Genomic DNA, 23896 nt, shown 5'->3' with positions numbered 1-23896 from the left:
TACTGATCGATCAGTGCAGGTCGAGGGCCATGAGGACGACGAGCCCGACCAGGTGGGCGAGCACGACGAAGACGATGAGGAAGACGAAGATGAACTTCGCCGGCCCGTGCTCGAAGTGCTCCCCCTCCTTGAGCGGGGGGAGTTGCGCCCGGCGGTCGGCGAGGCGCTCTTCGAGGGGCTTGCGACCGAACAATGCGCTGCCTTTCTCCGTTCGGGGCAACCGCTTTCGGTAGGATGCCCGTTTTACAGCACAACGTCAGAAACCCGGGAAGGCTTCCTGCGCGAGGCGCCGACGGGCTGGACGAAGACTCGAAAACGAGCTTATCCGTGCCTTACCCCGGTCCCTCGTCCGGGAGCCGCCGGGCGGCCGGGCCCGCTCACCAGGGCGGCTGGACGGCGGCCGCGGACGCGACATATCGTGATATGGAGCATGACGCATCACACACGTCCATGAGTCTCCGGTCACAGGAGGAATCCTCCATGTCGCACACCCCCAAGAGCACGGGAAGCGCGCTGCGCGAGCTGCTGCGGGCGGTGGCCCAGCTCTCCTCCGCCGTCTCCTCCGGCGTCATCGGCAAGCCCACCGCCCCAGGCCCGGTCGTCGACATCCGCCACGGCCGCGGCGACGACCCGCTCCGCCGCCGGTAGGCCGAACCCCGGCGCCGCCGCCGGTAGGGCGAGCGCCGTGCGGGGCGCCGGCCGCCCGTGTCCGGGCGGTCAGACGCGCTGGTCGCCGAGCACCGACAGAAGGTGGAGCTTGTCGTGGCTCTCGCTGCCAGGCACGGCGGTGAAGACCAGCAGGGTCTGCGACTGGTCGGGGTCGACGAGCGTCTGACAGTGGAGCTCCAGCAGGCCCACCCGCGGGTGCAGCAGGCGCTTCGGTGCGCAGTACGGGCCAAGGACAGGGCGCTCGCGCCAGACCGCGGCGAACCGCGGGCTCCTCTCCAGCAACGCCTCGACGATCTCGGCCGCGCGCGAACCCTCGCCGTCCCTGGCGCGGGCGTCGTGCAGGGCGGCCGCGAAGAGGCGGTCGTGCACCGGGTGATCCTCCTCGGGATACCTCAGCCGCTCGGCGGGATCGGTGAACCAGCGGTAGTGCGGGCTGCGCGCCATCCCCGTGTAACCGGTCTCGTCGCCGAGCAGCGCGACGGCCAGCCGGGTCTGCTTGAGCGTCTCCCCGAGATGGTTCACCACCTGCGCCGCGGTGTCCTCCAGCCGGTCGAAGACGCGCATCATCCCCGGGTTGATGTGGTCGCCGCGCAGAGCCCGCCGCGGGGTGGCGTACCCGGCCAGCCGGAACAGATGGTCTCGCTCCTCGATCGACAGGCGAAGGCCGCGGGCGATCGCGGCCAGCATCTGCTCGGAGGGGTTGGGCCCGCGCCGCTGCTCGATGCGGCTGTAGTAGTCGGCGGACATGCCGCACAGCGCGGCGACCTCCTCACGGCGCAGCCCGCCGGTACGCCGCCGGGGCCCGCGGGGCAGGCCGACGTCCTCCGGTTGCAACGCCTCCCGCCGCGTCCGCAGGAAGTCGGCCAGCAGATTTCGGTCCATGACGGACGACACCCCCTCAGTGCCCGTCAGGCGCCGAACCGGACTCCGGCCAGCCGCTCGGAGAGGTCCCAGAGCCGCGCCGCGGTGGCCTGGTCGCGCGCCGACTTGTAGACGGCCAGCTCGGTCGGGTCGCCGGTGAACTGGCCCAGCCCGTCCGGGCCATAGAAGCGGCCACCTTGCGCCATCGGGCTGGTAGCAGCGTACAGGGCCGGCAGCAGCCCCCTTTCGACGCCCTGCACGAGCACTCCCCAGCGGGCGAGCCGCCTCATGATCGCATCATGGTGGGAAGGGCGCTCGCGCCCGATGTTCGGGCCTGAGGCGTACAGGTTGGTGAGGGTCGTGCCCGGGTGCGCGACGTTGCTGACGAGGCCCCAGCCGGCGGCACGGGCGCGCCGGTCGAGTTCGAGGCCGAACATCAGATTGGCCAGCTTCGACTGGTTGTAGGCGCGTACCGCGGAGTACCTCCGCTCGCTCTGCGGGTCGTCCCAGTCGATCGCGCCGTACCGGGCGGCGCTGCTGGACATGGTGGTGACCCGGGCCCGGCCGGCGCGCAGCAGCGGCAGCAGGCGGCCCACCAGCGCCATGTGGCCGATGTGGTTGGTGCCGAACTGCAGCTCCAGGCCGTCGGCCGTGGTCTGCCGGGTGGCCGGGGCCATGACCCCCGCGTTGTTGATCAGGATGCCGATCGGGCGCCCGTCGGCGTTCAGCTCGCCGGCGAGCGACGCCACCGAGTCCAGCGAGGCCAGATCGAGCGCGCGGAGCGACACCACGGCGCCGGGGGCCGCCGCGCGGACGCGGGCGGCGGCGGCCTCCCCCTTGACGGGATTGCGGACCGGCAGCACCAGCTCGGCGCCCGCCCGGGCCAGCCGCACGGCCAGCCCCACCCCGAGCCCGTCGCTCGCGCCGGTCACCACGGCCAGCGTGCCGGTCAGATCTGGTACGGATACGTCTTTCATCGAAACCCCCTGGTCAGCGGCTCCCCGCCGCTGCAGCAAGGCTTCCAGCGCCGCCCCGGCGGGTCCATGCCGCGTTCATCCACGGATCGCGAATCCGTGGATACGCCGCAGCCACCGGGTCCGGGCAGGTCCAGGCGTTGTCGCGAGTATCAGTCGCCGAGCAGTTTCCCGGCGTTGGCCAGCTTGACCTTCAGGTTCATCTGATACTTCTTCAGGGCGTCGCCCTGGGCGCCGATGGCACTCTGCTGGGCGTCGGTCTCCGCGGCGACGCGCACGCCGAGGTAGCCGACCTCGAGTTTGCAGGTCATGTCGGCGGTCGCGGTGGCCTTCTCCGTCTCGGAAAGCGCGCCGCCATCACGCCGGCCGCGCCATTGCGGGTCCTCCCACGCCGCTCCCGGAGTGCTGTACTCGTAGCCTGCCCTCTTCATGCACGCGCTCCACTGTGCCGTGGCCTCGGCCACCCTGGGGTCGTCCTCCGCGCGCTGGAAAGCCTGCGACTCCAACTGGGTGACCAGCCATTCGTCGTCCCCGGCGGTCCCGTCGGCGATGGCGCGCCGGGCCGCGCCGAGACAGCCTCCGTCCGGAATCTGGCGCCCCTTGTAGAGGCGTTGCCCCTTGCCCACGTAGACGCTCTCCTCCTCGGGGCTCATCTTCGCGGAGCGACCGGCGGACGAAGAGGACGGAGGCTTGGCCGAGAGTTCTGCGGCCGGCCCCCCGGCATATCCATACTGGGCCGCCTTGGCGGGATCTATGAACAGGTAGCGCCGGTCCTTCGGGAAGGGGGCGGTCTCGGCGCCGATCCGCTTCTTGGTGTAATCCATGAACCCGAAGCCGTTCATGCACGAGGCGAGGGAGTAACGCATCGCGCTCGTCAGGTCCGCCATCTGCTCGGCGGTGGGCTTGTACGCGTCCAGGGGCAACACCGTGTTCTGAGTCGTCGTCAGAAGGCGGAGGCTCTGAGCCGACGCCCGGGCTCCAGGAGCGGCCTGCGCCGCCGTAGTGGCCTGCTGGGCGCCGCACGCGGCAAGCGATGCGGAGGAAACAAGCACGAGTGCGACTTGATGCCGTCTGGTAAGGCCCTTGTTGCTCATCGTCACCACTGCTCCGTAGTCATCTGTATCGAGGAATTCGCTGTGCCGGCGGGTCAGCCGCAGCTCCAGGTCAGGGAGCTCGGCTTGTTGTCGAAGCCCAGGTTGACCAGGTTGGGTATGGCGCCGCTCGGAAACACCTTGATCGATCCGCCGCCTGCATCGACGTACTGCCAGAGCGTGGCGGTACATCCGGCGTCCAGGTTCTTGACGGAGCTCGTGCGATTGTCGACGATCTCGGCCGCCGGGTAGTAGTCGATCGATCTCCAGAACCAGAAATGGTCGTCGGTGAAGTCGTAGTCGGGATAGTAGTAATCCGCCTGCTCGTCGATGTAATTGGCGAGCCGGTAGACGCACAGTTCTCCCTGCGTGCACCATCCATCGGCGTCCGGATTCGCCGCGGCGGGCGCGGCCGCGGCGATCTGGATCGTCACGAACACGCTGAGGGCGAGAAGGAGCGTCGGCCGCAGCCTTCTGGTACGGATTCTCATCATTCACCTTCTGCGGCGTTGGCGTGGTGGTGCTCACCCGGTCGAGCCATTTGTGCACTCCGTCCACCCGGTCCACTTGTAATGCGAGCTGAGACGATCGTTGTACGAGCCGATATTGCTCCACTCCTGATTGATGTTGGCCATCACGAAGCCCAGCCCGCCGAACTCGGCGTCGGTGTACAACCACCACTCGCAGTAGCCTTCATAATTGACGATGGAGCTGGCCTGGTCGTTGATGTTGATGTTCGTCGGATCGCCGGGGAACGAATAGAAGACATCCGCGGCGGAGGTGTAGTTCCTGTCGGTTCTGGTGAAGTCGAGCATTCCGCCGGTGTAGTCGATGTTGCGGTAGAGGCAGATGTCGCCGTCCTCGATCGCATAGTTGCACTGGCCGTCGTGTCCTGCATGGGCGGGCGTCGCCCCGGCCATCAATGCGACAGCGCCTGCCGCGAGAGCCAGAGCGGCCCTCCTTGCGGCTGTTCGGGAGGTCAAAACAACTCCTTTCCGGTCGCAGGCTGCGCAGGCCGACCGGAGTCGGAATGCGTGCGATCACAGGCCCCTTGCTCGGCGGCGCCGAATGGACCGGTCATCAGGGCGCGGCCGAAGAAAGGCGCCGCGTCAGTGCGCTGATAGGTGTTGAGCGGGAGGTCCGACGGCCAGGGAGCGCCGCCGTCCGGTCAGGCGAATTTCCGATCGCGGAACGGGGACGGCGGATTCGGCGCTCATGGTGACACGGGAATCCGACTTTGCTCGGTGGCGCGCACAGCAGGATCATGTCGCGGTCATTCGCGGTGCGCAACGATATGGCGGCAAGCCGACTCGCGCTTGACGCACCCCGCGGCGGATGTTACTCATCGAAGCGCGCCGATGTCACGGACGTCGCGGATCGGGCCCCATTATCGGAGCCGTCAGAAGATGGCGATCGTACCGGCCGGACAATGTCGGGCCGGCCGTGATCCGCGACACATGGACTCATGGTCACTTATGAGGCCAAGCGTCATAACGCTGTTGTCATGCCGGCGTCGAGTCCGGGGTGAAAGCCCACCGGCTTCCGGCGACCTTCACGAAACCCGGGCAGGAGGCTACTTCGTCGGACGGGCGACGTTGCGGCGGGTGAGGATCCAGGGCTCATTCCCCTCGCGGGGTTCGCGATGACCGGCCCGGCCGGTGCGCGGCGGTCGCCCGTCGGCGTTCAACTCGCCGGCGAGCCGCCACCGGGTCGACCGGGCCGACCGGTCTGCCGGGTCGGCCCGGGGAGCGGCCGGGTCCACGGAGGCCGGCGAGGACACAGGGAGCGCGCGGAGCGATGCCACGGCGCCGGGGACCGCCGCGCGGGCGCGGCCGACGGCGGCCGGGTGGCGGCCGCGCCTGTACGGCGATCACGCCCTCGTCTGATCGGTTTCTGCGGCGCTCTTATCTTCTGAGCGGGCGGAGACTTAACCGCGGGAGTCGGGAAATCGAACGGTGGAATGGTAATTGATAACTCGGTTGACATGCTCGGATACGGAGTGCGAAACTTGGGCGTCGGTGAACGCGATGCCGAGGAGCATGAATGTCGATCGTGCAGACGGTGTCCCTTACGGTCACCCACGTCGATGTGCTCTATGTGGTCCAGCAGATAAAACGCGACCTTCAGGAATTCCGTGCCGCATATCCGGCGCTGCTCACCGCCGACCGGGTTCTCGAGCTGCACGACGCGATGATCACCTTTATCATGAATGACGCCATTTCCCGGGTGAGTTTTACCATAGAAGATCCCGTTCAGGACCATTTGATCCTGCACGAGCTGCGCTACGAGATCACCTACACCGGCACCGGTCCGCGAGTCGGTCTGGGCGGCGCCAAGGTGCGGCCGGTGCGGGTGCCGCGCACCGCGCGCATGACCCCCTTCGTCGTGTGGAGCCCGACCATGCGGGCCCTGCCGGTCGACCGGCAGCGGAAGATCCTGCAGGGCACCGGCTGGCCCCTGCCGGGCACGGGCGCCTTCCAGGCGCGTTACAGCGATGGCAGCTGGGTCGGGCGCAGCGTCTACAGTTCCGGGGTGCTCGCCGCCGAGTCCCAAGAATTCAAAAGGAGCTGATCGCGGTGACGGCGATGATCCGGGTGACGCCCCGTGGCGATCAGGTGGCCCGCGACCTGCTGATCCGCTTGCCCGCGCGGGAGGTCGTGAGCACGACCCTCGTGATCTCCAGTGAGACGAGAGACCTGCCCACGCTCGCCTCGGTGGAACGCATCGTCGACCGGCTCGCCGGCTTCGGCCTCGTCCTGGCCGACCCCGCCGAAGGCGACCGCATCGCCCACCTGGTGAACAAGCGGTTCCTTCCGGTCGCCCAAGAGCGCTGGAAAGACCAAAATCTGACGCTCAGGGTCGTCCGCGCGAGCGGCGAGGGCGAGCCCGAGGCGCTGCGCGCGGTCGCGGCGCTGCGCGTGCCGGTGCTCAACGCCACCGACGTCGTGCTCAGGCACGGCGGAGCCTACGGGCCGGTGGAGCGCCGGGCGAACGAGATCCGCCTGGTCGACGAGCTCGCGCAGGCCGTCACGGTGCGAAAGCCCGTGTGGACGCGGTTCGGCGGGCAGGCCGCCCGATTCATCGGGATGACGGTCCTGACCCAGCTCGTCGACCAGCTCGTGGGCATCCCGATCGCCGACATCATCCGCTCGACGCTGGCAGGATCGGGCCAGATCAGCCTCTGACCGCGTGACCGTCATCTGATTCGGAGCGATGGAGATGCGAACTGCGCTGACGTTCGCCGTGGACGGCGATCTCGAGGCCGAGCTGATGCCCATGGTCGAGGTCGACCTGCGCAAGCAGCTCGACGGGCTGCGGCTCGACCAGGCGGCCATCGGCACGGAGTTCGAGGTCCGCGGCACGCGGCTGCCCGGCCGCCGGGTGCTGGTGCGCCTAGCGGCCCTGCCCGCGCCGGGCGTCGTGGTCGACGGCGGCACGCCGTTCGAGTTCCTGCCCCAGGCGGCGGCCAGGCCGGGCGCGCCCGGTGTGGAGATCCCCGCCGAGCTGCGGCAGTACGCGTCGAAGGTGGTGACCGTCGCCCCCGACGACGCGCAGGCGTTCGCCCGGTCCGCCGCCCGCGTGGACGCCCTGGCCGGCATTCCGAAGGACGAGGTGATCGCGGACGTCGTCGCCCGCCTGCGCGGCCGCGGCTGGCTCGCCGAGTGGAGCCGCCGCCATTACGGCCGGCTCATTCCCGGCACCGACGACGCGCTGCGGGCCACCTCGTTCGTGCTGCTGACCGGCGACCCCGGCACCGGCAAGTCCGAGCTCGTCCACCACCTCCCGGCGATCGCGGCCGGGCGGCTGCAGCGGCCGGTGCTGTTCGTCCAGCTCAGCGAGCGACTGCGCGGCTCCGGCATCCAGGGCAGGGCGGGCAGCGACGTGGTCGGCGTCCTCGACGCCATCGGTCAGACGGCCGGGCGGCACGGCCTGCCCACCATGGTGTTCCTGGACGAGGCCGAGGCGGTGGCGAGCAGCCGCGGGTCCACCGACGGCAGTTCGGGCGCGCAGGAGAACGTGGCCGTCGTCGACGCGCTCATCGTCGGCCTCGACCGCGTGTTCGCCTCCTCCGACGTCCCGGTTGTCTTCGTCATGGCCACCAACCTGGTGGGCCGCATGGATCCCGCGGTGCTCCGGCGGGCCACGACGTACCGCTTCGAACGGCCCTCGGCCGCCGATCGTCACGCGATCCTCGTGCGCGCGCTGGGCGACGCCGTCGAGGCGTCCGTGCTCGAAGAGGTGGCCGCGGCGCTGGAGCGTCCCGAGCCGCGGCTCACCGCGGCCGATGTGCTGAACCAGGTCGTCACCCGGGCCATCAGGGAGGCCGCGCACCACGACCGCCGCATCGACCCTGAGCGCCTGCTCCGGCTGGCCCGGGACGCCGTCCCCACCGCACCGGTCATCGCCGGCTGAAGCGCCGTCCCGAGGCTTGTCGTCCCCTCCCGGCGCCGTCCCGGTCGCCGGCTCATGACCGCCCGGTGTCCGGCGCCGGCGGCATCGCCGCGCCGGCCGCCAGCAGTCTCTCCGCCAGCGCGCGACAGCGTTCCGCGAGCTCCGGAGGGTCTACCGCCTCGAAGTCGTGCCCCAGCAGGAGCATGTGCGTGAGCACGAAATCGAGACTGCCGGCGCCGCTGAGCACCTCGCAGACCTCGCTCCCTCGCGGTCGTACGACGGCCGCCGACGCCGGGATCTGCGCGCGCACCGTGCCGGCCGGCGCGTGCACGAGAAAACGCGCCTGGTGCGGGTAGGCGCGGCTCGCCACCCCCTCGTGCACGTACGCCGCCGCGTCGGGCGCCGGGCGCGGACGGAAGCGCCAGGTCCGCGCCGACACATCGGTCATCCGGTCGAGGCGGAAGCTGCGCCAGTCGTCGCGGTCGAGGTCGTACGCGAGCAGGTACCAGCGCCGGTCGGAGGCGACCAGGCGGTAGGGCTCGACCCGGCGTCGTCGCACCTCGCTCCCGGCCGGGTAGTCGAACCCCGCCTCGACCTCGTCGCGGCAGGCCCTGGCCAGCGTCATCAGCACCTCGGGGTCGACCGGCGTGCGGTCCGCGCCGAAGGACTCCACCGAGCCCGAGAGCGCGCGCACCTCGCGCCGCAGCCGCGCGGGCAGCACCCGGTCGAGCTTGGTGAGCGCCCGGAGCGCGGCGTCGCCGGCGCCGGCGACCGTGCCGCCCGCGCCGGCGAGCAGCGAGACCACGGTGGCGATCGCCTCTTCGTCGTCGAGGAGCAGCGGCGGCAGATCCTGACCCGGGCCGAGCTGGTAGCCGCCGCCGACACCCTGGCTGGCATGCACGGGATAGCCCAGCTTGCGCAGCCGCTCGACATCACGCCGCACCGTGCGCGGAGTGACGCCGAGCCGTCCGGCCAGCTCGGGGCCGGTCCAGACCTGGCGCTGCTGCAGCAGCCCGAGCAAGGTGAGCACCCGTTCCGTCGTGCCCCGCTCGTCACCGCTCGCCAGGTCCATGCCCTCCACCCTGCCAGAGATAGCGGACAGATCCTGTCCGCCCGGGCTGCCAGGGTGGCCGCAAGGACACGAACCGGCACCTTCGAGGAGACTCATGACCGCGAAGACGACGCACCTGGACCCCGAAGAACTGCACCACAACCCCGCCTTCACCCAGGGCGTGATCGCGCCCGCCGCCCGGACGCTCTATGTCGGCGGCCAGCTCGGCACCGACGGCGACGGGAACCTGGTCGACGGCATCGAGGCGCAGACCGGTCAGGCGATGCGGAACGTGCTGACCGTGCTCGCCGCCGCGGGCACCGGTCCAGAGCATGTCGCCAAGCTCAACATCTACCTCGTCGCGGGGGTCGACGCACAGGCGGGATACGCGGCGTCGCGATCGGTGTGGGGTGATCACCGCACGGCCATCACGGTCGTCTCCACCGCGGGACACGCCCGCCCGGGCGCGCTCGTGGAGATCGACGCGGTGGCGATCATCCCCGAATAGCACTGAGCCCTGATAAAAGGCGCAAATCACAACTCGCCGTTTCCCCGATGACGGCTTACGCCCCGGCCGCCCGGCCTGGCCCGGCACGATCGACGGGCGGCAGGCATTGATTCGACCCGCCGCTTCAGTCCAGTCGTCATTTCACGAAATATCCCCAGAAAACGCCCGATACCGTGACTCCCGGGTGGGTGGCATTCGGTTCCGGGAGACGGCTTCGGCGTACGCGTACCGGAGAAGGAATCGCGGTGCCGGGGAGGAATCCTCGCGCCGAAACCGCCCGCCGCCGAACTCCGTCCAGCGCCGTTATCGCCGTTGTACCGGCGCAATAGGCAGGCGCACGTGGAGGTTGTACCGGCCGAAGGGAGGCCGGCGACCATCGAGCGGCATTCGGCGCGGGCAATTCCGTGGACGGCCGCCAGGAGGAGCGGCACACGAGAGAAGGCCATCGACCGCGCCTGTGGCGCCGGCCGATGGCCTTCTCTCGTGAACGTGGGCGACTTCGATGCCCGCTGGGCGGAGACCGCGTGAGCGTTCCGCTCAGAGCGGCATCCTAGGGATCACACGTCGTAGTACAGCTCGAACTCGTGCGGGTGCGGGCGGAGGCGGATCGGGTCGATCTCGTTCTCGCGCTTGTAGCTGATCCACGTCTCGATGAGGTCGGGCGTGAACACGCCGCCCTCGAGCAGGAACTCGTGGTCGGCCTCCAGCGCGGCCAGCACCTCGGGCAGCGACCCGGGGACCTGCGGGACCGCACCGGCCTCCTCCGGGGGAAGCTCGTAGAGGTCCTTGTCGACCGGCGCCGGCGGCTCGATCTTGTTACGGATGCCGTCGAGGCCCGCCATCAGCTGCGCGGCGAACGCGAAGTACGGGTTGCACGACGGGTCGGGCACCCGGAACTCGATGCGCTTGGCCTTCGGGTTCGACCCGGTGATCGGGATGCGGATGCACGCCGAGCGGTTGCGCTGGGAGTACACCAGGTTGACCGGCGCCTCGTAGCCGGGCACCAGGCGGTGGTAGGAGTTCACCGTCGGGTTGGTGAAGGCCAGCAGCGCCGGCGCGTGCTTGAGCAGGCCGCCGATGTAGTAGCGGGCGGTGTCCGACAGGCCCGCGTAGCCGACCTCGTCGTAGAAGAGCGGCTCGCCGTCCTTCCAGAGCGACTGGTGGCAGTGCATGCCCGAGCCGTTGTCACCGAAGATCGGCTTGGGCATGAAGGTGACCGTGTGGCCGTACTCGACCGCGGTGCTCTTGATGATGTACTTGTACAGCATCAGGTTGTCGGCGGTCTTGAGCAGCGTGCCGAACCTGAAGTCGATCTCGGCCTGGCCGGCGGTGCCCACCTCGTGGTGCTGCATCTCGGTCTCGATGCCGGCCTCGATGAGGCGGCGGACCATCTCGGAGCGCAGGTCGGTGAAGTGGTCCATCGGCGGGACCGGGAAGTAGCCGCCCTTGTAGCGCGGCTTGTACCCGAGGTTGCCGCCCTCCTGGGCCTTGCCGGTGTTCCAGGCGCCTTCGATGGAGTCGATGTGGTAGTAACTCTCGCTCTGACTGGTGGCGAAGCGCACATCGTCGAAGATGTAGAACTCGGCCTCCGGGCCGAAGTACACCGTGTCGGCGATGCCGGTGCCCTTGAGGTATTCCTCGGCCTTGCGGGCGACGTTGCGCGGGTCGCGGCTGTAGGCCTCGCCGGTCAGCGGGTCGTGAACGAAAAAGTTGATGTTGAGCGTCTTGTGCTGGCGGAACGGGTCGATGACGGCCGTCGACGGGTCGGGCAGCAGCAGCATGTCCGACTCGTGAATGGCCTGGAACCCGCGGATAGACGAGCCGTCGAACATGAGGCCGTCAGTGAAGACGCTCGCGCCGAAGTTCTCCACAGGGAAGGTGAAGTGGTGCGTCGTGCCCGGCAGGTCGGTGAACCTGACATCGACGAACTGCACCCCTTCGTCCCTGATGAACTTCAGGACGTCGTCGGCGGAGCTGAACATCCAACCTCCCAGGGGCACGGGCTTGCAGACTCGAAAGTAGGCCTGTGCCGTTTCCACCCCATGTCTCGTTTGTTTCACGCATGTTAAGCGGGTAGGGGGTGTGCCGCCGGAGGCACCTAGATAGCTCACCGATATCTTACCTGCATGAGCAAGCAACCCCGCTGGACGCAGACATGGATCGGCGGAACCCGCGCCGCCGGCGTCGAACTGGGTTACCCGGGCGAACGGCTCGGCCTCCCCAAGGAGGGCAGCGGGTCGGTCTCCCGGTTCGGGCGGCGCCTCGGCGCGGTCACCGTCGACTGGCTCATCTGCACCTGGGCGATCGCCGGGGGGCTGCTGCGCGCCGACCCGCGCGACACCGCCTGGGTGGGCCTGGGCGTGTTCGCCGTTGAGTACATCGTGCTGGTGGGCACCATCGGCATGACCCTCGGCATGCGGCTGTTCGGCATCAGGGTCGCCGCCCTCGACGGCGGCCGGCCGGCGTTCGGCGCGGTCCTGCTGCGCACGCTGCTGCTCTGTCTCGCCGTCCCGGCCCTGATCTGGGACCGCGACCAGCGCGGCCTGCACGACCGCGCGTCCCGCACCGTCGTCGTCCGCGTCTAGCGCCGCGGCCCCCGAGATTCCTCGGCCGCCGCGGTTCCCGCCGCTCCCCGCGGCCCTTCAGCCGCCGCGGTCCGCGTTGCTTCTCGCGGTGCTTGAGTCGCAGCGGTCCGCGCTGCTCCCCGCCGTGCTTCAGTCGCCGTGGTCCTTGCGGCAGGAGAAGATCGCCGTGCCCGGCAGCAGGCGGCCGCGCAGCGGGCTCCAGCCGCCCCACACGCGGTCGTGGCCGGCGGGCCACTCGGGCTCCACCAGCGACGTCAGCGCGAGCCCGGACGCCACGATGGCGCCCACCCAGTCGCCCAGGGTGCGGTGGTGCTCGACGTAGACGGGCTCGCCGTCATCGTCCTGCTCCACGTACGGGGAGCGGTCGAAGTAGGACCGGTCGGCGGTGAGCCCGCCCGGACCGGGATCGTCGGGGAACGCCCAGCGGATCGGGTGGCTGACCGAGAACACGAAAAGCCCGCCCGGCCGCAGCACCCGGCGGATCTCGGCCAGGACGGCGCGGGCGTCGGAGACGAAGGGCAGCGCGCCGAACGCCGAGCACGCCAGGTCGAACGATTCGCCGGCGAACGGGACGTGGAGCGCGTCCGCCTGGACGACGGGAAGCCGCGCGCCGAGTTCCTCGTCGATGCGGCGGGAGTGCTGCAACTGGCGGTGGGACAGGTCGAAGGCGGCCACCTCGGCGCCGTGCCCGGCGAGCCACCGGCCGCACTGCCCGGCGCCGCACCCCACCTCGAGCACCCGCCTGCCGCGCACGTCGCCCAGCAGGCGCGCCTCGGCCTCGTCGAGCCCTTCCGGGCACCAGACGAAACCGTCGTCGCGCAGGAAGCCGCCGTGCTCGGCCTGGTATTCGTCGGCCGCGGAATCCCACCAGCGGCGGTTGGCCCGCGCGCTCGGCGCGTCGCCGAGCGCGCGCCGGGCCACCGGAGCGGGCCCCGCCGTCACCGCATCTTGCCGCGGGGCATGCGCGCGCCCTTCGGCATCGGCCCCTTCGGCACGGGCAGCGTCTGCGGAAGCGCCCGCAGGCGGTAGTTGACCTCGGAGACCGCTTCCTTCTTCAGGTTGCGGGGGAGCTTCATCAGGTGGCGCTGGAGCTTCTTGATGGGCACCTGGCCCTCGCCGTCGCCGCACTGGATGTCGTACACCGGGACGTCGATGGCCACCCGCTGCACGCGCTTCTTCTCGGCGACCAGCATGCGCTGCACCCGCGCGCCCGGGCCCTCGGACACCAGCACGATGCCGGGGTAGCCGACGGCGCGGTGCACCACATCCTGGTCGCGGGTGACGGCGACGGCGGGGGTGACCTGCCAGTTGCCGCGCATGCTCTGCAGGATCGCCGCCGCCGCCCCCGGCTGCCCGTCGAGCATGGAGTACTGCGCCCGCTGTGCGAGCTGCCCGAACACCAGCAGGCCGACCGTCAGCGCGACCATCACGCCGAGAATGATCAGCTGCCAGAGCAGGCCGGTGACGAGCCCGATGACGATGAAGACGACCAGCGTGGCGACCGCCGACGCGTAGACGATCGGCATCCCCTTGGGGTTCGCCTTCTTGATGATCTGAGCGACCATGCGGAGCTGCTTGATGCGCCCCGGGCGCTCTGAGTCTGCGGGCTTGTTCGCCATGGTTGAAGGATACAAATGCGAGGGTGAAGAAAGGAAAACGTGACCTGATGGCCGGTCGGACCGTGACCATCGGAGTCGCGGCCCGTCATCGGCCGGGCACGCCGAGCGAACGGCGCGCGGCGCAACGACATCTCGACTCCCCGGCGGCGCGGCCGTCGCCGGTCTCGGGAGGACGACGGAACGCGGGGCGACAGGGCGCGGGCGGGGCGCTCGTCAAAGGGCGAGGGTGGGGCGGGCGCCCGCCGGACGGATGCCGGCGGGGCGCCCGTGCGCCGCTCAGGCGGTCTGGCGCGCCTCGACGGCCTGGCGGTAGAGGCGGCCCGCGCGGTAGGAGGAGCGGACCAGCGGGCCGGACATGACCCCGGCGAAGCCGATCTCCTCGGCCTGCGCCTGCAGCTCGACGAACTCCTCGGGCTTGACCCAGCGGTCGACCGGGTGGTGGCGCGGCGTCGGGCGGAGGTACTGCGTGATGGTGAGCAGGTCGCAGCCGGCCTCGTGCAGGTCGCGCATCGCCTGGACGATCTCTTCGCGCTCTTCGCCCATGCCGAGGATGAGGTTGGACTTGGTCACCAGGCCCGCCTCGTGGGCCATCGTGATGACGCCCAGGGAACGCTCGTAGCGGAAGGCCGGGCGGATGCGCTTGAAGATGCGCGGCACCGTCTCGATGTTGTGCGCGAACACCTCGGGACGACTGCCGAAGACCTCTTCGAGCTGGTCGCGGTGGCCGTTGAAGTCGGGCACCAGCAGCTCGACGCCGCAGCCGGGGATCACGGCGTGGATCTGCCGCGCGGTCTCGGCGTACAGCCAGGCGCCGCCGTCGGGCAGGTCGTCGCGGGCGACGCCGGTGACGGTGGCGTACCGCAGGCCCATCTGCGCGACCGACTCGGCGACCCGGCGGGGCTCGTCGGTGTCGTACTCGGCGGGCTTGCCGGTGTCGATCTGGCAGAAGTCGCACCGCCGCGTGCACTGGTCGCCGCCGATGAGGAACGTCGCCTCACGGTCTTCCCAGCACTCGGAGATGTTGGGACAGCCGGCCTCCTGGCACACCGTATGCAGACCTTGGTCCTTCACGAGCGTCTTGATCTCGTTGAACGTCGGCCCGTTGTGAAGCCTGGTCTTGATCCACGGGGGCTTGCGCTCGATGGGGGTCTGGCTGTTGCGCACCTCCAGGCGGAGGAGCTTTCGGCCTTCAGGAGCTACGGTCACGTCTCCAAGCTTACGACTCCGCCCGCACCACACGGTCACAGGGTCATCCCATGAATACGCCCGCCCGGTCGATCAGAGACGGCCGGAGAGCAGGTCCTCCTCCTGGACGTCGACGCCCTGGGCGCCGAGGGCCTCGGCCAGGCGCTTCTCGGCGAACGGCAGCACCTCGTCGACGGTGATGCGCCGCCCGGTCTCGGCCGACAGCGAGGTGACCCCGGCGTCGCTGATGCCGCACGGGATGATGCGGTTGAACCAGCTCGGGTCGTTGGCGCAGTTGAGCGCGTACCCGTGCATGGTGACCCCCTTGGCCACCCGGATGCCGATGGCGCCGAGCTTGCGGTCGGGCAGGCCGCTCGCCGGGTCGCCGGCGACCCAGACGCCGCTGCGCCCTTCGACGCGCCCGCCCACCACGCCGAAGTCGGCGCAGATCTGGATCAGCGCCTCCTCCAGCAGGCGGACGTAGGCGATCACGTCGAGCGACTCGGTCAGCCGCACGATCGGGTAGCCGACGAGCTGGCCGGGCCCATGCCAGGTGATCTTGCCGCCGCGGTCGACGTCGATGACCGGGGTGCCGTCGGCGGGACGCTCCTCGGGCCGGGTGCGCTTGCCCGCGGTGTAGACAGGGGCGTGCTCCAGCAGCAGGCAGGTGTCGGGGATCAGGCCGGCCACCCGGCGGGCGTGGACCTCGCGCTGGAGCTCCCACGCCTGCTCGTAGGGGACGTCCACCCCGAGCCGGACGAGCGCGAGCCTGCCGGCCCCGCCGCCCATGGTGCCGTTCTGCCTGGTCTGGTCGGCGCGCTCAGTCACGGTGCAAGCCTAACGCGAGGTCACGCGCTCACGTCGTCAGCAGGCGGGGCTCGACGCGGACTTCCTTGACGCCGTCGCCGTCGCGCTCGATGCGGTAGGCGTAACCCTTCGGATCCACGGTGACGGCCTGGATGAACTCGCGCCCGACGTAGTGCAGGCCCACTCCCTCGTCGGCGGCGTACCCGTCGGGCAGCTCGCCGGAGGCGATCGACTCGTGGAGCAGCGGGCGGCGCTGCGGGTCGGAGTTGTAGTGGACCCCGCAGGAGTAGGGCAGCAGGCCCAGGCCCTCGGCCCACGGGCGCAGGGCGGGCCCGAAGGAGTCGGTGTTGCCGCCCACGTGCCAGCACAACGCTCCCGCGCTCTGACCGGCCAGGACCACACCGGACCGCCAGGCCTCCTCCATCGCCTGGTCGAGCCCGTGCAGCCGCCACAGCGCGGCCAGGTTGGCGACGCTGCCGCCGCTGACGTACACGGCATCCTGCTCCAGGAGCCACTCGCGCGGGTCGTCGACGTTCGGCATCGGGAACAGGGAGAGGTGGCTGACCTCGACGTCGAAGGCGCGGAAGGCGCCGTACATCTTCAGCAGCCACTCGGCGTCGTCCCCGGTGGCGGTGGCGAGCAGGCCGAGCTTCGGGCGGTCCTGCCCGGTGAGGTCGAGCGCGTACCGGAGCAGGCCGGAGGGCTCCATGACGCCGAGGCGCCGCGTCGAGACGAACGAACCCCCGCCTATGGCGAGGATATGGGACTGGCCGAGCCTGCTCATGATCTCTCCTGCTGCCTTTTCGGAGGGCGGGGAAAGCCCTGCCTCGAAGGCGCAAGGGCCCAGACGCGGCCCCCACCCGTGTTCACCGGACCGGCACCCTAGAGTATGGCCGCCAGTGCGTCGTCGAGACGCGGATGCCGGAACCGGTACCCCATCTCGAGCAGACGGCGGGGGAGCGCGCGCTGCCCGATGAGCACGCCTTCTTCCGCGAGGTCGCCGAGGACGGCGCGCAGCGCGAAGCCGGGCACCGCCACCGGCATGGTCGGGCGGTGCAGCGCACGGCCGAGGGCCCGGGTGAACTCGGCGTTGGTGACCGGCGTCGGAGCGGTGAGGTTCACCGGCCCGGTCACCTCGGGCTCGGCCATGATGTGCCGGACGGCGCCCACCCAGTCGTCCATGGTGATCCACGAGACGTACTGCAGGCCGGATCCCAGAGGCGCGCCGAGGCCGAGTCTGAACAACGGGAGCATCTTGCCGAGGAAACCGCCCTCGGGGGTGAGGACGTGACCGGTGCGCAGCCGCACGACCCGGACGCCGGCCCGCTCGGCGGGGACGGTCTCGGCCTCCCAGGCGAGCACGAGCTCGGCGAGCCACTGCCCGTGCGCCCGCGCCGTCCCGTCCTCCGCCTGCCCGGCCGCGGGCCCGGATTCCAGGGGACGCCAGTGTGAGGGGGGCTCGAAGGCCTCTTCGACGGGGTGCTCGCCGGTGTCGCCGTAGATGCCGATGGCCGAGCCGCTCAGCCAGACGGCCGGCTTGCGTTCGAGCCCGGCGATCGTGGCGGCGAGGGTGCGCGTGCCGTCGACGCGGCTGTCGACCAGCTCGCGCCGATGCTCGGGCGTCCACCGGCGGTCGGCGATGCCCGCCCCCGCGAGATGGACGACGGCCTCGGCCCCCTCGAGCACCGAGGGGGCGAGGATGCCCTCACGTGGATCCCAGAACGCCTCGTCCGGCGCGGCGGGGGTGCGGCGGACGAGCCTGACGACCGGCCGCCCCTCCTCGCGCAGGGCGCGCACCAGGGCCGAACCGAGAAGCCCGGACGAGCCGGTGACCACGACTGCCATGCGATCACCCTACGTCCGCGCCCGCGCGCGGCCCAGGCAGCCCGGCCCGGACGGCCGCGTGTCCGGCCGGATCTTCCCGTCCGGCCGCCGTCAGGCCGGATCTTCTCGGACGTGCGCCGTCAGGCCGGACCTTCTGGACCGGCTGGTGTCCGGTCCGGCCGGCGGCCGGACCACGAGGTGGTCCGGCCGGGGTGGGTCAGGCCAGGCCGAGCTGGTTCTCGAAGCGGCCCTCCTCCAGGCGGCGCTTGACCGTGGTCAGGAAGCGGGCGGCGTCCGCGCCGTCGACCAGGCGGTGGTCGTAGGTCAGCGCCAGGTACACCATGGAGCGCACCGCGATGACCTCGCCCTCGGGCGTGTCCAGGACGACCGGCCGCTTGACGACCGCGCCGGTGCCGAGGATGGCGACCTGCGGCTGGTTGATGATCGGCGTGTCGAACAGCGCGCCGCGGCTGCCGGTGTTGGTCAGCGTGAACGTGCCGCCGGACAGCTCGTCCGGGCTCACCTTGTTGGTGCGGGTGCGCTCGGCCAGGTCGGCGATCTTGCGGGCGAGACCGGCGATGTTGAGGTCGCCGGCGTCCTTGATGACGGCGGAGGCCAGGCCGCGCTCGGCGTCGACCGCGAACGCCAGGTGCTCGTGGTCGAAGTAGGTGACCTCGTTGGTCTCGCTGTTGATGACCGCGTTGAGCTTGGGGTGCTGCTTGAGCGCCTCGACGGTCGCGAGCGCGAAGAACGGCATGAAGCTGAGCTTCACGCCCTCGCGGCGCTGGAAGTCGGCCTTGGCCCGGTCGCGCAGCCGCGCGATCTTGGTGACGTCGACCTCGACGACCGAGGTGAGCTGCGCGGAGGTCTGCAGCGACTCCATCGTGCGCTTGGCGATGGTCTGCCGCATGCGCGACATCTTCTCGGTGCGGCCGCGCAGGGTGGTGTCGGCCTGCACCGGCTCGGGCGCCGCGGCGGCGACCGGCGCGGGGGCGGCGGCCTGCGGGGCCGGGGCGGGCGCGGGGGCCTGCGCGGCCTGCGCCTGAGCCTGGGCGGCCTGCTCGCGCTGGACGCGCGCGGCCTCCAGGACGTCCTGCTTGCGGATGCGGCCGCCGACGCCGGTGCCGGTGAGGGCGTCCAGGTCGACGCCGTGCTCGGTGGCGAGCTTGCGCACCAGCGGAGTGACGTACGGGCTCTCGCCGGTGGCCGACGGCGCGGGCGCGGCCGGCGCCGGGGCGGGGGCCTGCTGCGGGGCCGGACGCGGCGGCACGGGAGGCGCCTGCGGCGCGGGCTGCGGCGCGGGCGGCTGCGGGATCGAGGAGACCGGCGCGGGCGCGGGGGCGGGCTCGGGGGCCTTGACCGGCTCGGGCTCGGGTTCGGGCTGCGGCTCGGGCTCGGCCTTGGCCTGCGGCTCGGCCTGCGCCGGAGCGGCGGCGCCGGCCGCGGCGCCGTTCTGGTCGATGATGGCCAGCTCCGCGCCGACCTCGACGGTCTCGTCCTCAGCGACGACGATCTTGGTGAGGACGCCCGAGGACGGGGACGGGATCTCGGTGTCGACCTTGTCGGTGGAGACTTCGAGCAACGGCTCGTCGGTCTCGACGTGGTCCCCTTCCTTCTTCAACCAGCGTGTGACGGTGCCCTCGGTCACGCTCTCGCCGAGCTGGGGCATGGTTACGGAAACCGGCATGGTGTCGTCTTCTCTCGCGTTTCCTGTGAGGGCTTAGTTGTGTACGTGCAGGGGCTTGCCGGCCAGGGCGAGCATCGCCTCGCCGACGGCCTCCGACTGGGTCGGGTGAGCGTGGATGAGCTGGGCCACCTCGGAAGGCAGGGCCTCCCAGTTGTAGATGAGCTGGCCTTCTGTGACGAGCTCGCCCATGCGCTTGCCGACCATGTGGACCCCGAGCACGGGGCCGTCCTTCCGGGAGATGATCTTGACGGCGCCCTGCGTGCCGATGATCTGGCTCTTGGGGTTGCCACCGAGGTCGTAGACCAGCTCGGTGATCTCGTATCCGCGCTCCTTGGCGACGGCGGACGTGATGCCGACCGAGGCGACCTCGGGGTCGGAGTAGGTGATGCGCGGCACGCCCGCGTAGTCGATCGGCACGGGGGAGAGGCCGGCGATGTGCTCGGCGACCAGGATGCCCTCGGCGAAGCCGGCGTGCGCGAGCTGGAGGGTCGGGATCAGGTCGCCGACGGCGTAGACGCCGGGCACGCTGGTCTGGCAGAACTCGTTCACCACGACGGTGCCGCGCTCGATGGCGACGCCGGCCTCCTCGAAGCCCATGCCCGAGGTGACGGCCCCGCGGCCGACGGCCACCAGCAGCAGCTCGGCCTCGAAGGTCTTGCCGCCCTCCAGCGTCACGACGACGCCGGTGTCGCTGGTCTTGACGCTCTCGAAGCGGGTGCCCAGCTCGTACTTGATGCCCCGGCGGCGGAAGGCGCGCTCGAGCAGCTTGGAGCTGGACTCCTCCTCCAGCGGGAGCAGGTGGGGCAGCGCCTCGACGATGGTGACCTCGGAGCCGAAGGACTTCCAGACTGAGGCGAACTCGACGCCGATCACGCCGCCGCCCAGCACGATCACCGAGGAGGGCACGCGGTCGAGCTTGAGCGCGTGGTCGCTGGTGATGACGCGCTCGCCGTCGATGTCGAGGCCGGGAAGCGACCTCGGGACCGAGCCGGTGGCCAGCACGATGTTGTGGCCCTCGACGACCTGGTCGCCCACGACGACGCGCTTGGGGCCGTCGAGCCGGCCCTCGCCCTCGATGATCGTCACGCCCCTGCTCTTGAGCAGGCCCTGCACGCCCTTCCAGGCGCGGTTGACGATCTTGTCCTTGAAGGCGTGGACACCGGGCATCTCGACGCCCTCGAAGTGTGCCTTGACGCCGACGCTCGTGGCCTCGCGGGTCTCGTCGGCGACCTCCGCCGCGTGCAGGAGCGCCTTGGTGGGGATGCAACCCCGGTGCAGGCACGTGCCGCCGATCTTGTCCTTCTCGATCAGCGCGACGCTCTTGCCCAGCTCTGCCGCCCGGAGGGCGCAGGCGTACCCGCCGCTGCCGCCGCCCAGGACAACGATGTCGTAGGGGCCGCTGCCATCAGCCACTGGAAAGCTCCTTGTCGGAATCGGTGGGCCTCACGGCCGGGTCATGCCCGCTCTCGCGGTGCGCCCGGCCTGCCCAACAGCATCTTTTCACTTGTCTCGTGCATCTGTGACCCCGCTCGGCCGCCGGTGGTGACCGGCGGCGGCGCGGTCGTCAGCGTCCTGCGCTCATCATGCCTCGCGCCCGGCCTGGTGACGCTCGGCCAGCGCGACGAGGGTGCGGGTGATCATGCCCGTGCCGCCCTTGGGGATGTACCCGTAGGGGGCCTCCTTGTTGAAGGCGGGCCCGGCGATGTCGACGTGGGCCCAGCGCACGCCCGCGGGGACGAACTCGCGCAGGAAGATGCCGGCCGCCAGCATGCTGCCGGAGCGTTCGGGGTTGAGGTTGGCGATGTCGGCGATCGGGGAGTCGAGGCCCTTGCGCAGTTCCTCGGGCAGCGGCATGCCCCAGGCGGCCTCGCCCTGGGCCGTGGCCACCTCGACGACTTCCTCGCGCAGTTCGTCGTCGGAGGCCATGACGCCGCAGGTGCGCCAGCCGAGGGCGACGATCTGCCCGCCGGTGAGGGTGGCGACGTCCACGATGATGTCGGGGTCGTCCTCGCCGGCGCGGGCGATGCCGTCCACGAGCACCAGGCGCCCCTCGGCGTCGGTGTCGAGCACCTCGACGGTCTTGCCGGCGTAGGTGTGCAGCACGTCGGAGGGACGCTGGGCGCTGCCGCTCGGCATGTTCTCCGCCAGGCACAGGTAGCCGACGGCGTTGATCCGCAGGCCGAGCCTGGCGATGGCCAGCAGCGCGCCGAACACCGCGCCGGCGCCGCCCATGTCGGACTTCATCCACGCCATGGAGGCGGACGGCTTGAGCGACAGGCCGCCGGAGTCGAAGGTGATGCCCTTGCCGACGAACGCGACCGTCGTCTGGGCGTCGGGGTGGGCGTAGCCGAGGCGCACCAGCCGGGGCGGGTTCACCGAGCCCTGGCCGACGCCGACGATGCCGCCGTAGCCGCCCTCCTTGAGGGCGGTCTCGTCGAGGACCTCCACCGACAGGCCGGCCTTGCTCGCGGTCTCCTCGGCGATCTCGGCAAAGCGCGCGGGGGACAGATCGGACGGCGGGGTGTTGACCAGGTCGCGGACGAGAGTGACCGACTCGGCCAGCGTCGTGGCGCGGCCCACCGAGCCGTCGGCGCCGGGGGCGTCGCTCAGCACGGTGATCGTCTCGAGCGGAGCCTGCTGCCCCTCGCCCGTGCGGTACTTGGCGAAGTCGTAGGCGCCGAGCAGCGCGCCCAGCGCGACCGCCTCGGCCTGCTCGGGCGTGGCGGCGGGCAGCGAGAAGGCGGCGCGCGCCGTCCCCGCGAGCGAGCGGGCCGCCGCGCCGGCCGCCCGGCGCAGCGTCTCAAGGTCGTGGGCGCCCTCGTGGGCGGGGGCGTCGCCGAGCCCGACCGCGACGATCACCGGGGCGGGCACGGCGCCGAACGACGGGAACTTGGCGATCTCGCCCGCCTTGCCGGAGAACCCCAGCGCGTTCAGCGTGGGCGCGAGCCCGCCGGCGATGGCGGCGTCCAGGGCTTGCGCGCCGGGCGCGGGGCGGGGGCCGTCGGGCGAGGTATTGATGCCGACTACGAGGGCGTCGGTCTCGACCGAACCCGAGTCAGAGGCGTTGAGTCGCACTGTCGTCACGTGTGCCGATGCTAGCCGTGCTTCTCCCGTACGCATAAACGAGGGTTCGTCCTACGAATCTGGCACCCTGTCCGGCCCGAATGGTGCCGATGTCGCTAGCACCATGATGCGCTTTGCCGGTAATGGTGCTAGTTTCAATAGCACTATGCTGCTCACGCTCGATCTCAACGATCCACGGCCGCTGCACGAGCAGGTGGCAGGGGCCATCAGGCACGCCATCGCCTCCGGCCTGGTTCTTCCAGGTCAGCGGCTGCCCTCGGCGCGCGAGCTCGCCGCCGCGCTGGGCGTCAACGCCAACACCGTGCTGCGCGCCCTGCGCCGTCTCCGCGACGAGGGCGTCCTTGAGTTCCGCAGGGGGAGGGGCGTCTCGGTGCTCGCTCCTCCCGACGGCCGCGAGGTCGTCGCGCGCATGGCGCGCGAACTGCTGGAGGAGGCCGGGCGGTACGGCTACGCCCCGGCGGACGTGCTGGAGATCATGAAGGAGATGGAGTCGTCATGACGTACCGATCGCGGTTCCTCCTGACGGCCGGCGTGTGGGCCGCGGCGGTGACCGCCGCGCTCGTCATCGTCCCCCTCGCCCTCCGCGACAGGCTCCCCGAGCCGCTCGCCACCCACTGGGGGCCGTCGGGCGGGCCGGACGGCGCGATGTCCTTCTGGTCCGCCCTCGGCTTCCAGGCGCTGCTGTGGGCCGCGTCCGCGGGCGTCGCCGCGCGCCTGCTGCTCGGCGGGGACGGCGCGCGCCTCGCGTCGCGCCGCAGGGCGTCCGCCGCCACCCTGGCGGGCGGCGCCGGCGTCGCGCTGGGCATGCAGTGGACGACGCTCGCCGCCAACCTCGACCGCGCCGGATGGCAGGACGCCGGGGCGGTCGGCGGCCAGACCCTGGTGATCCTCATCGCGGCGGTCCTGCTCGCGGCGATCGGCGGGCTGCTCGCCTCGACGGGGCCCGGCGATCCGCAGGGTGACCCGCGCCAGGCCCGCGCGGCACAGGGCCGCAGTCTCCGGTTGCGCCCGGACCGGCGCTCGGTGTGGGTCTCGACGGCGTCCAACCCGTGGCTTTCCGGGCTGAGCCTCGCGGCCCTGGCGGGCCTGGTGGTCGTCGCGGTCCTCGGCCTGGTCGCCGGGGGCGGCGGCGTCCGTGACGCGGTCTTCCCGCTGGCGCTCGCCGCGGTGGCCGGCGGCGGCCTCTCGACGGTCGGCGCCCGGGTGAGCGAGCAGGGCCTGGTCATCACCTTCGGCCCCTTCCACTGGCCCAGGCGGACGATCCCGCTCGCCGGCATCCAGAGCGCCAGGGTCGAGCTGCGCCGGCCGCTGGAGGTGGGCGGATGGGGCATCCGGGGCCTTCCCGGGGCGTCGACCATCATGATCCGCGGTGGCGAGTGCCTCGTCGTGCGCTACGCCTCCGGAGGTGAGATGGCCGTCAGCGTGGACGACGCCGAACGCGGTGCCGCCCTGCTCAACGCCCTCATCTCCACCCGCCAGGCCATGTCCTCCTGACCGGCGTGAGGCCGGGGTGGATCAGAGGGCGGCGGATCTGAACGCGACGGATCTGCACGTGGTGG

General features: G+C 71.0%; 25 protein-coding genes. 8 read left to right on the top strand and 17 right to left on the bottom strand.

What is annotated here, in order from left to right:
* Positions 1-10: 10 nt before the first annotated feature.
* The gene (locus ACZ6QO_RS14940; protein WP_465850975.1) at positions 11-193 is read right to left on the bottom strand and encodes a hypothetical protein; all 183 of its coding nucleotides are present in this window, start codon (positions 191-193) and stop codon (positions 11-13) included.
* A 287-nt stretch (positions 194-480) separates the two neighbouring features.
* On the opposite strand from ACZ6QO_RS14940, the gene ACZ6QO_RS14935 reads away from it, so the two are divergent.
* Complete coding sequence (locus ACZ6QO_RS14935; RefSeq protein WP_465850973.1) at positions 481-648, top strand: hypothetical protein; 168 nt, start codon at positions 481-483, stop codon at positions 646-648.
* Positions 649-717: 69 nt separating this feature from the next.
* Here the strand turns inward: ACZ6QO_RS14935 and ACZ6QO_RS14930 are convergent, their stop codons facing one another.
* From ACZ6QO_RS14930 to ACZ6QO_RS14910, 5 genes are all read right to left on the bottom strand, one after another.
* Positions 718-1551 carry a helix-turn-helix transcriptional regulator gene (locus tag ACZ6QO_RS14930; RefSeq protein WP_465850971.1) on the bottom strand — a complete coding sequence of 278 codons (834 nt, stop codon included), beginning with the start codon at positions 1549-1551 and terminating at the stop codon, positions 718-720.
* Between the two features lie 26 nt (positions 1552-1577).
* Positions 1578-2507 (bottom strand): SDR family oxidoreductase, encoded by a 930-nt coding sequence (locus ACZ6QO_RS14925; protein WP_465850969.1) that lies wholly within the window; start codon positions 2505-2507, stop codon positions 1578-1580.
* 149 nt (positions 2508-2656) lie between these two features.
* The gene (locus tag ACZ6QO_RS14920; protein WP_465850968.1) at positions 2657-3604 is read right to left on the bottom strand and encodes a hypothetical protein; all 948 of its coding nucleotides are present in this window, start codon (positions 3602-3604) and stop codon (positions 2657-2659) included.
* Positions 3605-3651: 47 nt separating this feature from the next.
* A complete protein-coding gene (locus ACZ6QO_RS14915) occupies positions 3652-4086 on the bottom strand; it encodes a hypothetical protein (RefSeq protein ID WP_465850966.1) in 435 nt (144 codons plus the stop codon).
* Positions 4087-4119: 33 nt separating this feature from the next.
* The gene (locus ACZ6QO_RS14910) at positions 4120-4578 is read right to left on the bottom strand and encodes a peptidase inhibitor family I36 protein (RefSeq protein ID WP_465850964.1); all 459 of its coding nucleotides are present in this window, start codon (positions 4576-4578) and stop codon (positions 4120-4122) included.
* A gap of 1060 nt (positions 4579-5638) precedes the next feature.
* Here ACZ6QO_RS14910 and ACZ6QO_RS14905 point away from each other — a divergent pair.
* Genes ACZ6QO_RS14905 through ACZ6QO_RS14895 form a run of 3 tightly spaced genes read left to right on the top strand, consistent with a single transcriptional unit; the run spans position 5639 to position 8008 of the window.
* The gene (locus ACZ6QO_RS14905; protein WP_465850962.1) at positions 5639-6166 is read left to right on the top strand and encodes a hypothetical protein; all 528 of its coding nucleotides are present in this window, start codon (positions 5639-5641) and stop codon (positions 6164-6166) included.
* Between the two features lie 5 nt (positions 6167-6171).
* Entirely contained in the window at positions 6172-6780 is a 609-nt protein-coding gene (locus tag ACZ6QO_RS14900; protein WP_465850960.1) for a hypothetical protein, read from the top strand.
* Between the two features lie 28 nt (positions 6781-6808).
* Complete coding sequence (locus ACZ6QO_RS14895; protein WP_465850958.1) at positions 6809-8008, top strand: AAA family ATPase; 1200 nt, start codon at positions 6809-6811, stop codon at positions 8006-8008.
* Between the two features lie 52 nt (positions 8009-8060).
* Here the strand turns inward: ACZ6QO_RS14895 and ACZ6QO_RS14890 are convergent, their stop codons facing one another.
* Positions 8061-9059: a helix-turn-helix transcriptional regulator gene (locus ACZ6QO_RS14890; RefSeq protein ID WP_465850956.1), complete on the bottom strand. Its 999-nt coding sequence runs from the start codon at positions 9057-9059 to the stop codon at positions 8061-8063.
* Between the two features lie 94 nt (positions 9060-9153).
* Here ACZ6QO_RS14890 and ACZ6QO_RS14885 point away from each other — a divergent pair, with 94 nt between their 5' ends.
* Complete coding sequence (locus ACZ6QO_RS14885) at positions 9154-9546, top strand: RidA family protein (RefSeq protein ID WP_465850954.1); 393 nt, start codon at positions 9154-9156, stop codon at positions 9544-9546.
* A gap of 557 nt (positions 9547-10103) precedes the next feature.
* Here ACZ6QO_RS14885 and glnA read toward each other — a convergent pair.
* Positions 10104-11528 (bottom strand): type I glutamate--ammonia ligase, encoded by a 1425-nt coding sequence (gene glnA, locus ACZ6QO_RS14880; protein ID WP_465850952.1) that lies wholly within the window; start codon positions 11526-11528, stop codon positions 10104-10106.
* 144 nt (positions 11529-11672) lie between these two features.
* Here glnA and ACZ6QO_RS14875 point away from each other — a divergent pair, with 144 nt between their 5' ends.
* Positions 11673-12131 (top strand): RDD family protein, encoded by a 459-nt coding sequence (locus ACZ6QO_RS14875; protein ID WP_465850951.1) that lies wholly within the window; start codon positions 11673-11675, stop codon positions 12129-12131.
* A 129-nt stretch (positions 12132-12260) separates the two neighbouring features.
* Here the strand turns inward: ACZ6QO_RS14875 and ACZ6QO_RS14870 are convergent, their stop codons facing one another.
* From ACZ6QO_RS14870 to ACZ6QO_RS14830, 9 genes are all read right to left on the bottom strand, one after another.
* Positions 12261-13073 carry a class I SAM-dependent methyltransferase gene (locus ACZ6QO_RS14870; protein ID WP_465850950.1) on the bottom strand — a complete coding sequence of 271 codons (813 nt, stop codon included), beginning with the start codon at positions 13071-13073 and terminating at the stop codon, positions 12261-12263.
* The gene (locus ACZ6QO_RS14865) at positions 13070-13750 is read right to left on the bottom strand and encodes a DUF4191 domain-containing protein (RefSeq protein WP_465850949.1); all 681 of its coding nucleotides are present in this window, start codon (positions 13748-13750) and stop codon (positions 13070-13072) included. Before ACZ6QO_RS14865 ends, ACZ6QO_RS14870 begins: the two co-directional genes overlap by 4 nt.
* Positions 13751-14026: 276 nt before the next feature.
* A complete protein-coding gene (gene lipA / locus ACZ6QO_RS14860) occupies positions 14027-14956 on the bottom strand; it encodes a lipoyl synthase (protein WP_465850947.1) in 930 nt (309 codons plus the stop codon).
* A gap of 72 nt (positions 14957-15028) precedes the next feature.
* On the bottom strand, positions 15029-15724 hold the full coding sequence (gene lipB, locus ACZ6QO_RS14855; protein ID WP_465851136.1) for a lipoyl(octanoyl) transferase LipB: 696 nt from the start codon (positions 15722-15724) through the stop codon (positions 15029-15031).
* A gap of 67 nt (positions 15725-15791) precedes the next feature.
* Complete coding sequence (locus ACZ6QO_RS14850; protein ID WP_465850945.1) at positions 15792-16526, bottom strand: Type 1 glutamine amidotransferase-like domain-containing protein; 735 nt, start codon at positions 16524-16526, stop codon at positions 15792-15794.
* 98 nt (positions 16527-16624) lie between these two features.
* On the bottom strand, positions 16625-17587 hold the full coding sequence (locus ACZ6QO_RS14845; RefSeq protein WP_465850943.1) for an epimerase: 963 nt from the start codon (positions 17585-17587) through the stop codon (positions 16625-16627).
* A 196-nt stretch (positions 17588-17783) separates the two neighbouring features.
* Positions 17784-19253: a 2-oxoglutarate dehydrogenase, E2 component, dihydrolipoamide succinyltransferase gene (sucB, locus tag ACZ6QO_RS14840; protein WP_465850941.1), complete on the bottom strand. Its 1470-nt coding sequence runs from the start codon at positions 19251-19253 to the stop codon at positions 17784-17786.
* Between the two features lie 33 nt (positions 19254-19286).
* Entirely contained in the window at positions 19287-20666 is a 1380-nt protein-coding gene (lpdA, locus tag ACZ6QO_RS14835) for a dihydrolipoyl dehydrogenase (RefSeq protein WP_465850940.1), read from the bottom strand.
* Between the two features lie 168 nt (positions 20667-20834).
* Complete coding sequence (locus ACZ6QO_RS14830; protein ID WP_465850939.1) at positions 20835-22373, bottom strand: leucyl aminopeptidase; 1539 nt, start codon at positions 22371-22373, stop codon at positions 20835-20837.
* A gap of 109 nt (positions 22374-22482) precedes the next feature.
* Between ACZ6QO_RS14830 and ACZ6QO_RS14825 the strand changes: the two genes are divergently transcribed.
* On the top strand, positions 22483-22836 hold the full coding sequence (locus ACZ6QO_RS14825; protein ID WP_465850937.1) for a GntR family transcriptional regulator: 354 nt from the start codon (positions 22483-22485) through the stop codon (positions 22834-22836).
* Positions 22833-23831 carry a DUF1648 domain-containing protein gene (locus tag ACZ6QO_RS14820; RefSeq protein ID WP_465850936.1) on the top strand — a complete coding sequence of 333 codons (999 nt, stop codon included), beginning with the start codon at positions 22833-22835 and terminating at the stop codon, positions 23829-23831. The genes ACZ6QO_RS14825 and ACZ6QO_RS14820 overlap by 4 nt, the downstream gene beginning before the upstream one ends.
* The last annotated feature ends 65 nt before the right edge of the window (positions 23832-23896 follow it).

This window comes from Sphaerisporangium sp. NPDC049457 (genome assembly GCF_055586705.1).
Note: the sequence above shows the minus strand (reverse complement) of the source record. Positions and strands in the feature narration are given on the sequence as shown.

Excerpts from the sequence above, each read along its gene's own strand:
- glnA (WP_465850952.1), bottom strand. The coding sequence starts at position 11,528 with ATGTTCAGCTCCGCCGACGACGTCCTGAAGTTCATCAGGGACGAAGGG.
- ACZ6QO_RS14845 (WP_465850943.1), bottom strand. The coding sequence starts at position 17,587 with ATGGCAGTCGTGGTCACCGGCTCGTCCGGGCTTCTCGGTTCGGCCCTG.
- ACZ6QO_RS14905 (WP_465850962.1), top strand. The coding sequence starts at position 5,639 with ATGTCGATCGTGCAGACGGTGTCCCTTACGGTCACCCACGTCGATGTG.
- ACZ6QO_RS14825 (WP_465850937.1), top strand. The coding sequence starts at position 22,483 with ATGCTGCTCACGCTCGATCTCAACGATCCACGGCCGCTGCACGAGCAG.
- ACZ6QO_RS14895 (WP_465850958.1), top strand. The coding sequence starts at position 6,809 with ATGGAGATGCGAACTGCGCTGACGTTCGCCGTGGACGGCGATCTCGAG.
- ACZ6QO_RS14875 (WP_465850951.1), top strand. The coding sequence starts at position 11,673 with ATGAGCAAGCAACCCCGCTGGACGCAGACATGGATCGGCGGAACCCGC.
- ACZ6QO_RS14935 (WP_465850973.1), top strand. The coding sequence starts at position 481 with ATGTCGCACACCCCCAAGAGCACGGGAAGCGCGCTGCGCGAGCTGCTG.
- sucB (WP_465850941.1), bottom strand. The coding sequence starts at position 19,253 with ATGCCGGTTTCCGTAACCATGCCCCAGCTCGGCGAGAGCGTGACCGAG.
- ACZ6QO_RS14930 (WP_465850971.1), bottom strand. The coding sequence starts at position 1,551 with ATGGACCGAAATCTGCTGGCCGACTTCCTGCGGACGCGGCGGGAGGCG.
- ACZ6QO_RS14830 (WP_465850939.1), bottom strand. The coding sequence starts at position 22,373 with ATGCGTACGGGAGAAGCACGGCTAGCATCGGCACACGTGACGACAGTG.
- ACZ6QO_RS14925 (WP_465850969.1), bottom strand. The coding sequence starts at position 2,507 with ATGAAAGACGTATCCGTACCAGATCTGACCGGCACGCTGGCCGTGGTG.
- ACZ6QO_RS14820 (WP_465850936.1), top strand. The coding sequence starts at position 22,833 with ATGACGTACCGATCGCGGTTCCTCCTGACGGCCGGCGTGTGGGCCGCG.
- ACZ6QO_RS14915 (WP_465850966.1), bottom strand. The coding sequence starts at position 4,086 with ATGAGAATCCGTACCAGAAGGCTGCGGCCGACGCTCCTTCTCGCCCTC.
- ACZ6QO_RS14850 (WP_465850945.1), bottom strand. The coding sequence starts at position 16,526 with ATGAGCAGGCTCGGCCAGTCCCATATCCTCGCCATAGGCGGGGGTTCG.
- ACZ6QO_RS14885 (WP_465850954.1), top strand. The coding sequence starts at position 9,154 with ATGACCGCGAAGACGACGCACCTGGACCCCGAAGAACTGCACCACAAC.
- ACZ6QO_RS14890 (WP_465850956.1), bottom strand. The coding sequence starts at position 9,059 with ATGGACCTGGCGAGCGGTGACGAGCGGGGCACGACGGAACGGGTGCTC.
- lipB (WP_465851136.1), bottom strand. The coding sequence starts at position 15,724 with ATGGGCGGCGGGGCCGGCAGGCTCGCGCTCGTCCGGCTCGGGGTGGAC.
- ACZ6QO_RS14865 (WP_465850949.1), bottom strand. The coding sequence starts at position 13,750 with ATGGCGAACAAGCCCGCAGACTCAGAGCGCCCGGGGCGCATCAAGCAG.